Consider the following 11603-nt stretch of genomic DNA (forward strand, 5'->3'; position numbering starts at 1 on the left):
CGCTGCACTCCTCAGCTGGCCCATTTCGGAGAGCAGGACTGGCCCATCTCGGCGAGCGCCATCAGCACCGCACTGCCGCAATCCAGGATGCTCGAACAAGGGTTCGAAAACATCACCCGATCAGGGAAAAACTGAAAACCGTTGGCACACAAAGAAAACGCGAAAAAGGCCAAAAATCCGGTCGTCACGGTCAGCTAACCTCGGATGTGAGCCGTCAGCCCGCTCCGAGGGGGTAGCACCGATGACAGTTTCTGCCGAAAGAACCCGAAGACCTCGTCCCGCCGCCGAATCCGACAGGAAGGGAACCACGCGTTCAGAGCGACGCCTGCTCCTCCACCGGAAGACAGACCTCGAACCGCGTGTCGCCAGGTTCAGAAGTCACCTTGATGTCGCCCGAGTGCCGCTCCACGATGATCCGCCACGAGATGTCCAGCCCGAGCCCGGTCCCTTCGCCGACACCTTTCGTGGTGAAGAACGGCTCGAAAATGCGCTGCCGCACCTCTTCCGGGATGCCTGGCCCGGTGTCGCCGATCTCGACCCGCACTTGTTTGCCGACCTGCCACGTGCGCAAGGTGAGCGTGCCCTGGCCGCCCATGGCGCCGACCGCGTTGTCAATGATGTTGGTCCACACCTGATTCAGTTCGGCGGCGTAGGCGGGAACCCGGTCGACGGAGCAGTCGTACTCCTTGACCACGCGGATTCCGTCGCCGAGCTTGCCCGACATCATCACCAGGGTGGAGTTGAGCCCTTCGTGGACGTCGATGAACTGATGCGGCGCGCGATCCATCTGCGAATACTGCTTCGCCGCGCCGACGAGCGTGGATACCCGGCTGGTGGAATCTTCGATCTCGCCCATCAGCATCTCGGTTTCGAGCGCATACGCGAGCCAGCGAACCGCGCCGTCGAGCAGCCCTTCGCCTACGGACTCCAATACATGGTCGAGGTTGTCCGAGGTGAGCCCGGCGGCGACGAAGATACTCGCGAGGTCCCAGCCCTGGTCGATGCCGTGCTCGTCGAACCAGTCGCCGATTTCATCCTCGCGGTCGGCCTGCTGCATAGCGCTCAGCCGCGGCGCGTCGCCGACCTGCTTGACGAGCCGTTCCTGCACGTCGAGCAGCAGTTCGAGCAGGTCCGGGTCGATGTCCTTCTTGGCCAGTATCGCGAGCTTGTGCCGCATGCCGGCCACCCGTTCTCGCAGCGCCGCGGTGGCTCGCACCGCGGCTGCGGCCGGGTTGTTGAGTTCGTGCATCAACCCGGCGGAAAGTTCGCCGAGAGCAACGAGCCGACGGCGCGAGGACACCAGCGCGTCGGTGTTGCGCCAGCCGAGATACATGCCCTCGAGCAAGTGCGCCGCCATCGGGAACCATTGCCGGAACTCGACGGCGAACTCCGCGGCGGGAAGCGCGAGGAACGTCAGGTCGCTCACCGCGTAAATGGTCGCGCCGTAAGTGGCCTCGCTGTCCTGGTAGGCCAGGAATTGCGTTGCCCCGCAATAGGAACCGCGTTGATCGGACCGCTTCATCTCGACTTCGGCCCCCGCCACCACGCGCGTCATCCGCAACGCGCCGTTGAGCAGGACGTAGAAGCAGGTCGCCGGGTCGCCCTCGCGGATCACTACGGAGTCGGCTTTGAACTCCTCGCGGACCGCGTTCTGCTCGATCCAGTCGAGCTGCCGGTCGCCGAGGTGCTCGAACAAGAACAGGCCGCGCAGTTCCTCGCGCGGCAAAGCGGGCTGAGTCACTGTTCCTCCAAGTAACGGTGGACCAGGGTCACGGCCATGGCACCCTCGCCGACGGCCGAGGCCACGCGTTTCACCGACTGCGATCGCACGTCTCCGGCGACGAAGACACCGGGCACGGACGACTCCAGGTAGTGCGGATCGCGGTCCAGATGCCATCCCGGCGGCCGCCGGCCGTCCTCGAGCAGATCCGGACCGGTGCGGACGAATCCGTGGGCGTCCCGCAGCACGTCCGTCCCCAGCCACTCCGTGCGAGGAGCGGCTCCGATGAAGATGAAGAGGTGCCCGGTGTCCACTGTCTCGGTCACGCCGTCTTTGCAGATCGTGATGGCCTCGAGGTGATCGGCCCCGTGAGCTTTGACCACCGACGTGTGAGTACGCACGTGGATATTCCCGATGCCGGCGATCTGCTCGATCAGATAGTGCGACATCGACGTTTCCAGCGACGCGCCCCGCACCAGCAGGGTCACCTCGGCGGCGTGCTGCGCGAAGAACACCGCGGCTTGGCCCGCGGAGTTCGCTCCGCCGACGATGTACACGTGGTCGTCCGTGCACTCCGGGGCTTCCGTCGCGGCAGACCCGTAGTAGACGCCCCGGCCGGTCAGGTCCTCGACTCCGTCGGCTTCGAGAGCGCGATAAGTGACCCCGCTCGAGAGAATCACAGAGTGGGCCGCGATCTCGGATCCGTCGCCGAAGGACACCACCCGGCTCGATCCGCGCGCCTCGAGTCCCACCACGTCTCGCGCGGTGAGCACCTCCGCGCCGAACTTCTGCGCCTGTCGCCTAGCCCGGTCGGTAAGCTGCGCGCCGGAGACTCCGTCGGGGAAGCCCAGGTAGTTCTCGATCCGCGAACTGGTCCCAGCCTGGCCGCCAGTCGCTTTCCGCTCGACGAGAACGGTCCGCAGGCCCTCGGAAGCGCCGTAGACCGCAGCGCCGAGTCCGGCCGGCCCGCCGCCGATCACCACCAGGTCGTAGAAGTCCTGCGCTGGCTGCGTGGACAAGCCCACCGCGTCCGCGATCTCGCTGCCCGAAGGCTGTTTCAGCACCGCACCATCCGGCGTCACCACGACCGGAATGTCGGTCTGGCACGCACCGGCGGCCTGAAGGATGCGACCAGCTTCCTCGTCTTCCACCGAGTACCACCGGTACGGCACCGCGTTGCGGGCGAGGAAGTCGCGGATCTGGAACGACGGCGCCGAGTACCGGTGACCGATCAGCTTCGTCTGCTCCACCGGACGGTCGCCGACTGCCCGCCATGTCTCCACCAGGGAGTCGATGACCGGGTACAACTTCTCCTCGGGCGGGTCCCACGGCTTGAGCAGGTAGTGGTCAACATCGACGACATTGATCGCCTGGATCGCGGCGTCGGTGTCGGCGTACGCGGTCAGCAGGGCACGCCGGGCGTTGGGGAACAGGTCCATCGCCTTCTCGAGGAAGACGATGCCGTCCATGTGCGGCATTCGGTAGTCGGCGAGGATCGCCGCCACCGCGTCGCCGCGCAGTTTTATCTCGCGAAGGGCATCGAGGGCGTCAGCACCGGAATCGGCGCGGATGACGCGATAGTCCTTGCCGTAGCGGCGACGCAGGTCGCGCGCCACCGACCGCGAAACGGCGGGGTCGTCGTCGACGGTCATCAGGATCGGCTGGCTCACACGCGACAGCCTACGGCCTCGCGCCGGCGGCCGGGGCAAGCAACGGCATCGTGTGACGCGTGCAGCTGGCAAGCCGACCGGATGCTATGGATGGCGCGTTACGTTCACCGGCTGCGTGTCCGCCGGCGTCGTCGCTCCGGTGCCGTTGATCACGTGCGCGATGGTCCCCTGATAGTTGAGCGACACTGTGACCAGGCTGTGGAACCGCACACCCGGCGAATCCGGCCCAGAGAACGCACACTCCGAGGCCACCGACGGGTTGGCGTTGAAGTAGCAGTAGCTGCCCAGTCCCCAGGCCTCGTGCCGGGTCGCCGCCGAGGTGACGAGATACGCCGGGTAGCCCTCCGTCGCGCCGTTCATCCAGACAGCTTGGTCCGGGACGTCATAGGGCATCTCGTTCTGGAAGAAGTAGGTGCGCCCGCCGTCTCCGTTCCACACCACCTGGGTTTTCTGGAAGTGCTCGACGAAGAGGCCGTAGACCGTGACTTCGTCGCCGTTCACGACCAAGCCGGTGTCCCCGGTGTTGACGCTCCAGCCGACGCAGCTGTCGTCCGCTCCGTGGTCAGCCCGCCAGATCCACAGGTGATCGCCGATGACATGGTTGCTGTTGACGACCAGGCTGGTGTGCGCCTTGCCGGCCACCGCCCCGCCGACGCGGAAGAACACGTCGTGCAGCGAGACCGGGTTCGCCGAGTGGTCGGCGTCCGCGCCCGGCGGCCCGATCTGCATCAGGACAGCCGACGCGGTCGTCCCGGCTTCCACCAGCAGACCGGCGATCTTCACACCGTCCACATCGGCCACTTCGACCGCGGCGATCCCGCCGAGCGGCACGAAGGTCGCGATGCCGAGCCCCAACACCACCGTGTCCGGCCGAGTCACCCGCAGTGTCTCCTCCAGGCAGTACACCCCGGGAGTGATCAGGAGGTTCTTTCCCGCCGCAAGCGCCGCATTCATCTCGGCCGCGCTGGCACCCGGCAAAACGACGAAGAACTCCTCGATCGGCAACGAGACGCCTGGCCCACCGAAGTGCTCCCAGGTGACGCCCGAGGTAGCAGACCGGAGCGCGGGCACGAACACGCAGTAATTCCCGGCCTCGTCCACTTGCAGGCAAGGCTTCTCGCGAACGACAGGAGTTCGGTCCACCGTCGTGTACGGCGGGTCCGGGAACGTGCCAGCTGGCGCACCCTCCACGCCGACGAACACCATGTTCCAGGTCGACCCGGTCCAGCCGCCGAACTGCGAATCGCGCGAGATCCACTGCTGCTGAGACCCGGACCGGACCCGGCCGTCGATCTTCGTGTCCGAGATCCAGCCTCCACTCGACCAGCCGCCGTCGTCGAGCCGGAGGTCTCCGCGGATGTGCATCCGGCGATACGGGCTCGCCTGCGAAACCGCCCATTGATCCGCGCCCCCGACCGGGTTCACGGACAGGTTCTCCGCACCACGCCAGAAGTTTCGCGTCGCGTTGTTCGGCGGGAACCAGTCCGCCTCGACGTGCACGGCACCGTTGATCGTGACGTCGTCCGGAGTCCGGCCCAGGCCCAGAACCTGGGTATAGAAACCGACGTTGACGTCAGCGGCGTACTCCCCCGGCTTGAACAGCACGGCATAGCGCTGGCTGCCGAACTGGTTCTTCTCCTGCTCCGCGAAGATCCCGTCCACCGTGCGCTGGATCTCTGCGCCCGGCATGGACGGATCGAACACGACTACGTTCGGCCCCAGATCCGGCTGCCCCAGCGGCCGAGGAGTAATCCCACCCACACAGCCAGTGTGAAGGACCAGCCAGACTGCCGGAACGGCCGTACTGACGGCAAAGCGCGATGCCAGCAGCAGCCCGTTCCGCGGCCGGTTCGATGACCACGGCCGCTGCCCAGAGCGCGCGTAGAACGACGGATTCGCTGGCCATCGGGGTCCGGGCGGACTGAGCAAGGCCGCCAGACACCGACCCTGAATACCCCGTCGAGGCATGCGCGCGCCGCGTCGACGAGGCGAAACAGGGACCGAAGGTCGTCTCCGTATCGCTCTCCAGGGGTGAGTCGGAAGTGCCGATTGTGCGCGTTCGTTCCGCTGCCGGTGTACGGCCGGACTGGCAGACTTGATTTCGGACGACGCAAGCAGTGGCCGGCACAGGCGGGCTCGCCACGCAGCTCGTCGGCCCGAAGGCTCGGCAGGTCGCGTACTGCGGGGTTCACCCTCTGTCACCCCCGCCCCTTCCCGGCGATCCCGTCGGAGCGGTGACTGTCCGACAGCACCGATGCGCGAGGTGTCAGGACTGGGGCTCGGAACGCAGCTCCACCGACCACGCCCCCAGCCCGCATCTGCCACCGCGGCGGATCCAGGCTCCGGATTCGACCGACCGGCGCTGACGTGCCGGAGCGTCTCGCCGACCTGCACTAACCGGCCCCAGCAAGCGACAGCGAAGTGCGGTTCGGAGAAGGTCGAAGCGGGCACTTCGGGCTGCCGAGACGCCTAACCGACCCCCCTGAGGACGGCCTCAAACGTGCCGTGTACTGTATGTCCATACGAGATGCGGAGTTCACCTTCGCCTCGGGGCTATGGCGCAGCTGGTAGCGCACCTCACTGGCAGTGAGGGGGTCAGGGGTTCGAGTCCCCTTAGCTCCACCGTGACGAAACACCGCCCATCAGGTCGAAAGATCCAGGTAGGGCGGTTTTTTCGTCGCAGCGGATCTTGAGTTTTGCCGGGCCGGACTTCAGCTACTGTTCAGTAGCTGGAGCAATCCTGGAGCACGCCCTGACCCTATTTCGGGTTTGGCGCAGGTTCTGCTCCAGAACATGTCGCCGATCGGGTGGTTGTCGTGAAGGTCCTTCGGTGCACGACAAGCTGATGCTCGCCGCCTGACCACTCAAACGTCAGACCAACCAGCCGCCATCGGTGCCGGCCCGGCGCAGCTGGACCGGCACCGCAATAGGTGCGGTTCCGAGCCGCCGCTCGGAAGAGCTGGCACGCCGGCGCTCAGCCGCAACGACCCCGGGTCCCCACCGCTCCTGGTTCAGCAGGTGCGTACGCATTCACCAGGGAATGCGGCGGGGTACAGATGAACTCCGAACATGGCCAGAAAGCGACGAGTCCTTAGTCGACGACCTACTGCGCGTTCACGAGCGCGGCTGCTGAGATACATCGAAGGACGCGTCGGAGACACGGGCGTCGCCCAGAACATCCGTCAGACGACCCTTCTGTGCTTCCTGAAGTACTGGCGCGATCGTCCCGGGCAAGGCAGCGGCGAGCCTGTCCGCGTGCTGCATGGAATCGTCGGACACAAGATCGGCAACTGGCGCTGCGAACAACTCAACGCCAAAGTCGCCACCTGGGTGACGCGTTACATCGAAGCATGCACTCGCACCGGCCGGGACGCCGACGCTGCGGTTGCTCCGCCAGCGCGGAGCCCAGATACGGCCTCGGCCGGCCATCCCAGCAGTCGCCGCGCGCCCAGTTCTGCCCCGCGTGTCGAGCCGGACACACCAAACCCGAAACAGTCCCGGCTAGCGTGTAGGCATTGGAATGAAATCCACGGGGACGTCAGTGAAATCCCACTTCAGAAGGTTGGCTTCACCGGTGTTTGTCAGGATTTCGTAGAGAAGTCGCGTGGTCGGGCCCGGGTGTTCGCCACTCGTCAGCGCCTTGGCTGTGGCAAGCGATCTTCCAGGTGTCCGGGCCTGTCGATGCGGTGACCCAGCAGAAGGTTCCGCCTTGACCGTCGCGTCCCCAAAGCAGCAAGCCGCCCGGTTCGGGGAAGAGATGCTAGTCAACGTCGGCGAGGTATTCAAGGTCTTCGTCGCCGAGAATGTTCAGGAGTTCATCAAGATCGACCTTGTACTCGATCCAGGCTCGCTCAGTCGCGACCGGACCATAAATAGCGATCCTGCGAAATACGCCACCCGGGAAGCGATTCAAGAGTTACTTATAGTCGACTGGCTGTGGTGTGCAGAGTTCGCGTTCCACGTCTGTCCACCCTTTTTCGGAAGTGAACTCGTCGTGCCAGTCGAAGATTCGAGCGATCTCGTCGAAAAAGGAGGGGCCATGGGCTTCGGTCATCGGTTCCCCCAGGGACTGGCGGCGACAAGCAAGCGCATCTGACCTCCTGGTGCCAGCATCGTGTCTTCGTCTCGTTTCCATTAGGAAGGTTCTGTATTTCTGCGGAGCAGTTGAACCCTTTGGGTCCTACGGCATCGATGAAGATACATGCTGGCATAGCGGCTGTCGGACTGGAGTATTGTACCCACACTTTGTAGAGGACGGTCACACCCGAGTTATTGTCAAGCACCCCGGCAACTGCGTTCTCGATGATCCTGACGTCCGAGCAGTTGACCGTGAGGTACTGGGTGACGATGTCGTCTACCAAGTTGGAGCCGTGCAGTCGGGCTGCGACGAGTGTCCCTTCTCGACCTTTTTCCCGTTCAGCTGCCGTCGAGAGGGTGCCCGACCGGGGTGGCCCGAGGACTATCATCCTGGGGTTGCGTTGGTTGCGCAGACGATGCCGCCGGTAGCGCGCTGCGCGGGCGCGCCGAGCCAGAAGAACGGCTCCTTCGGGAAATTCTGCGGCACGTTGGCTTGCATCTGCCCCTGGAAGCAATAGTCACGGTCCGCTCTGCTGGTGACATCGGTGAGGCGACGTGCGGCCTTCGCGTCGACCTTGAACTGGCTGTTCTGCTCATCCATCTCGTCTTTGCGGCGCTTTTCCTGCTCGACGACAATACAGGTCTCTCCTCCGCTGCCGGCTAGTGCGGGACGATAATGAAACAGCTTTGCCCAGCTGGCGGGAACAATCGTCCGAGGGTGCGCTCTCCTGAACGACTCCGCCGGCCGCTGGTGCCTCGCCCCGGTTCGCGAAAAAAATCGGACGCCCTCTTCTGCCGCCGTGCGCGCCTTCCAACCAATACACGCACGTGCCGATTAGCGAATGTGGGCCGCTTAGGCGATTCGCCTCAGCAGTCGTTTAGCCGGCAGGAGGCGTTGCCGTTTCTCGGGTGGACGCAGGCGACTTGTCGCCGCGGCGTTGCCGCTGCGCGAGCAGCCGCAACGGCTGCAGAAGGCCTCCCTCATGAGCAACCGGTCGCTGCTGGGCCGGCCGCTGGCGGATCTCGACGGCTTCGATGATCGCGGCCAGCCCTCTCGTTCTCCTCGCGCGAGCGGGGTGGTCTCAGCGTGGAGGCGAACCCGGTGGCACGGCTCTTGCCTTCCCCGTGCGAGCGGGGGTTCGCCCTGGCTCAGTCCGGCCCCTCCGCTGTCCGCCGAGGGGTGATCACGCGGGTACGACTGCCCGCGTGATCACCCGCCCGCGCAACGTGAACTAAGTCAACCGTCGCGCTATATACTCCGAAACTTGATCAAATTTGACATAATCGTCGAACAAGCCAGCATCATCCTCAAATGCCGCGGTCTTTGTGTCATACGCAAGCAAGGCCTGGAATTCAGCACTGCCGACTTCTATCCACAGAAACCAGTCCCAGGACGTTTGCTCCGCAGGTTCCGAGCCCGGGTGCAGCTCGACCGAGACCGCCTCCGCGCCAGCGAGAAGGTTCGAGATTTCAGCCTGCCAGCGCTTAGAGTAGGCAAGCATGCCGGAGTGCTCCCTCGACCACTTGTCAGTGCTCATCCGTCCATTTTCCCTTGAAACTCATATGCCCGTGAAAGATATCGTAGTGCCGCTTCTTTCCTACTCCCACGCGGAAACTTGCCAGCCCCGCCTTCTTGATGCCCATGTGCTTGAGTCCGGTCACACTCCATCCAACTCTGACGCGGGATCCTTGACGGTTCAACCAGCCTTGCCGCGACCCGTTGATGGAGTGGTTCCCGAACAAACGGCTATTGTATCCGAAATACTTGCTCGTGAAAAGTTTCGGAGCGAACCTGGTCTTCACGGCTGCGCGGACGGCGCGGACAGCCGAAGTTGCTTTGCGAACGACGCTCACGGCTTTGGCCACACATTTGCCGATACCGCCGGTTATCGCGCCGAAGGCGCACTGTGCGGCCGCCGCCCAGTTTCCTTGGATCGCATTGCCGGCTGCTGCGACGCCGCCGGCGATCGCACCAATCGGTCCAGGAATCCATGAAACGGCCTCTGCGACGCGAGTAACGGCGCTGATTAGCGAGCTGAACCAGCCGTGCCCGTTCAGATCGAGGGTGTTAATGGGGTCGCCGGCGACGTAGTCGTAGTCGTTGGCGGAGCCGCTTTCTTCCGGGTCGACGGAGAGGAATCGGCCGAGCAGTGGGCTGTAGGGCCGGGCACCCATCTGCACCAGCGACAACGCGCCGGTGTGCTCGTAGGGCCGCTGGTACTGGCCGAGCCGGCCGTAGTCCATCGCTCCCGGCGAGTTGTCCGGGACGTTCTGCGTGTCCACAGCACCCGACGGGCCCAGGGGCTGGCCGTAGGGGTCGTAGGAACGCAGTTCGCTGACCTGGTGCCCCGCTGTGTCGGTAGTGAGAACGAGATCCCCCCGGACGGAGGGGTGGTCGTAGCTGGTAGTGAAGGCACCGTCAGTGCCAAGTTTGCTGGTAAAGAGAACGCCGCCAGGCAATGAGAGCGACAGCGAAGTGAGACGGTTGTCGGTGTTCAGGGTCAGGTCAGGCGTGTCGCCGTCGCCGGTGAAGCCGTAGCGGGTGACGGTGTTGTTGTCGCAGTCGCGGGGGTCGCGGCGGACGATGCGGTCGGTGGCGTCGCGGGTGTAGGCGATGTCGGCGTTGAGCGCCGTGGTCGGGCCGGTGGTGCGGGCTCCGGTGTTGCGATCGGAGCCGTCCCAGGTGAGCGTGGTGGTGCTGCCGTCGGCAGCGTTCCAGCTGGTGGTGTTGCCGTCGGCGTCGTAGGTGAACCCGGTCAGGGCGGTGGCGCCGTCGGTGGCCAGGAGCCGGTCTGCGGCGTCGTAGCAGTAGCGGGTTTCCGCAGTGCCGGAAGCTGTTTGGTCGAGCAGGCGCATCCGGTTGGTGTTGAGGCCCGCGTTGGCCTGGGTGCCGGTGGGGCAGGTCGCGGATGCGGCGGCGGTGTAATCGTAGGTGTAGTGGTGACCGGTGACGTAGGCCTCTGTCAGGCGTCCCGCGCCGTCGTACACGTAGTTCGGCGAGTTAGGCCGGGCGTCGTTGCCGGCGAGGGACTCGTCGATGATCGTGCCCGCCGCGGTGCGGCCGACTTGGGAGACGATGTGCTTGTCGTCGCTGGTTTTCCAGTCGAGCAACAGTGGCCGCGCGGCGTTGTCTTTGCCGACTGCGCTGAGGCTGGCGCCATTGGCATAGGTGACTGATGCGAGTTCGCCCGCGTTGTCGTAGGCGACGCTGGCCAGCACGGTGCTGTCCAGCGTCTGGGTCTGGACGCGTCCAGCGTCGTCATAGGTGGAGGTCAGCGTGTGCGGTGCGTCGGCACTGTCGGGCGGGGTGATGGTGCTGGACGCGGCCCGGCCGACCTGGTCGTAGCTGGTGGTCGTGCGTACGCCGTTGACGTCGGTGTAAGCGACGACTCGGCCGAGTACATCGACGGTCGTGGTGATGGTGCCCTTGTCGTCGGAGACTGAGCCGGTGAGAGGGTCGCCGCCAACTGCGTAGTCGTGCTTGACGGTGCGTGCCGGCGATGTCGCCGATGCGGGGATGCGTTCTTCGACCGGTCGGTCGCGATTATCATATGTGGTGCAGGTCCAGTCACCGCCGGTCGCCTCGGCGACCACCCGCCCGGACGCGTCGTAGACCTGTTCGTCCACGCGGGCAGGCCCGGCCGCCGGGGCTGCCGAGGTGACGAGTTTCGCCAGGCCACCCTGGTTGACCGGTGCGCTGCCTGCGACGCAGGGGTTGGCGCGGGTTTCGGTGTCGCCGTAGTAGGCGTAGGAGGTCTTGGCGCCGGTGGCCATGGTCTTCCCGGTCTTGCGCAGGTAACCGGTACCGGGTGTCTCGTAGGAGACCGAGCCGTTGATCTTCAGTCCCGCCGGGTTGCCCTGGCCGGAGGTGGCCAGGCCGTAGACAGGGTCAAGTCCGTTCTCGTCGAACCGGGTGGTTGCGGCCTTGTCCGGCACGCCGTCCGATTCTGACGCGGTCGTGGAGGTCTTGAGTCCGTAGCGCGGGCGCAGTGCGGTTCCGGGAACGAGTTCTTCGGCTTTGCCGGGGGCGATCCAATTGGCGGTTTATTCGGTGGCCCTTATCTTGAGTTTCGCTCCGCCCGAACTTCAGCTACCGCTCAGTAGATGGAGCAATCCTGGAGCAGTCCGTGACCCCA

8 protein-coding genes, 1 tRNA gene and 1 pseudogene are annotated in these 11603 nt (G+C 65.0%); 2 read left to right on the forward strand and 8 right to left on the reverse strand.

Annotated features, from left to right (window positions below):
- Positions 1-11: 11 nt before the first annotated feature.
- The 4 genes from AMYBE_RS45040 to AMYBE_RS0124495 all read right to left on the reverse strand — a co-directional run bounded on the left by AMYBE_RS45040 (position 12) and on the right by AMYBE_RS0124495 (position 5079).
- Positions 12-188, reverse strand: a complete 177-nt coding sequence (locus tag AMYBE_RS45040; protein ID WP_154676289.1) for a hypothetical protein — start codon at positions 186-188, stop codon at positions 12-14.
- Between the two features lie 125 nt (positions 189-313).
- Positions 314-1741, reverse strand: a complete 1428-nt coding sequence (locus tag AMYBE_RS0124485; RefSeq protein WP_020662031.1) for an ATP-binding protein — start codon at positions 1739-1741, stop codon at positions 314-316.
- Positions 1738-3390 (reverse strand): NAD(P)/FAD-dependent oxidoreductase, encoded by a 1653-nt coding sequence (locus AMYBE_RS0124490; RefSeq protein ID WP_020662032.1) that lies wholly within the window; start codon positions 3388-3390, stop codon positions 1738-1740. The genes AMYBE_RS0124485 and AMYBE_RS0124490 overlap by 4 nt, the downstream gene beginning before the upstream one ends.
- Before the next feature lie 84 nt (positions 3391-3474).
- The gene (locus AMYBE_RS0124495; protein ID WP_245573245.1) at positions 3475-5079 is read right to left on the reverse strand and encodes a coagulation factor 5/8 type domain-containing protein; all 1605 of its coding nucleotides are present in this window, start codon (positions 5077-5079) and stop codon (positions 3475-3477) included.
- Between the two features lie 860 nt (positions 5080-5939).
- On the opposite strand from AMYBE_RS0124495, the gene AMYBE_RS0124500 reads away from it, so the two are divergent.
- Both AMYBE_RS0124500 and AMYBE_RS46320 read left to right on the forward strand, forming a co-directional pair.
- Positions 5940-6012 (forward strand) — tRNA-Ala (locus tag AMYBE_RS0124500).
- Between the two features lie 1087 nt (positions 6013-7099).
- The gene (locus AMYBE_RS46320) at positions 7100-7486 is read left to right on the forward strand and encodes a hypothetical protein (protein WP_245573246.1); all 387 of its coding nucleotides are present in this window, start codon (positions 7100-7102) and stop codon (positions 7484-7486) included.
- A 139-nt stretch (positions 7487-7625) separates the two neighbouring features.
- Here the strand turns inward: AMYBE_RS46320 and AMYBE_RS46910 are convergent.
- The 4 genes and pseudogenes from AMYBE_RS46910 to AMYBE_RS0124520 all read right to left on the reverse strand — a co-directional run.
- Positions 7626-7856 (reverse strand): annotated as a pseudogene (locus tag AMYBE_RS46910) (DNA/RNA non-specific endonuclease); the annotation flags it as partial.
- Positions 7853-8068 (reverse strand): hypothetical protein, encoded by a 216-nt coding sequence (locus tag AMYBE_RS0124510; protein WP_020662035.1) that lies wholly within the window; start codon positions 8066-8068, stop codon positions 7853-7855. The gene AMYBE_RS0124510 and the pseudogene AMYBE_RS46910, both read right to left, overlap by 4 nt.
- 631 nt (positions 8069-8699) lie before the next feature.
- Complete coding sequence (locus AMYBE_RS0124515; protein WP_020662036.1) at positions 8700-9005, reverse strand: hypothetical protein; 306 nt, start codon at positions 9003-9005, stop codon at positions 8700-8702.
- Positions 8995-11403 carry an RHS repeat-associated core domain-containing protein gene (locus AMYBE_RS0124520; protein WP_020662037.1) on the reverse strand — a complete coding sequence of 803 codons (2409 nt, stop codon included), beginning with the start codon at positions 11401-11403 and terminating at the stop codon, positions 8995-8997. Before AMYBE_RS0124520 ends, AMYBE_RS0124515 begins: the two co-directional genes overlap by 11 nt.
- Positions 11404-11603 lie beyond the last annotated feature (200 nt).

This window comes from Amycolatopsis benzoatilytica AK 16/65 (genome assembly GCF_000383915.1).
Lineage (GTDB): Bacteria > Actinomycetota > Actinomycetes > Mycobacteriales > Pseudonocardiaceae > Amycolatopsis > Amycolatopsis benzoatilytica.

Bases quoted from the DNA above. Each gene is read 5' to 3' on its own strand.
- AMYBE_RS0124495 (WP_245573245.1), bottom strand. From the start codon at position 5,079: ATGCCGGGCGCAGAGATCCAGCGCACGGTGGACGGGATCTTCGCGGAG.
- AMYBE_RS0124510 (WP_020662035.1), bottom strand. From the start codon at position 8,068: ATGGATGAGCAGAACAGCCAGTTCAAGGTCGACGCGAAGGCCGCACGT.
- AMYBE_RS0124515 (WP_020662036.1), bottom strand. From the start codon at position 9,005: ATGAGCACTGACAAGTGGTCGAGGGAGCACTCCGGCATGCTTGCCTAC.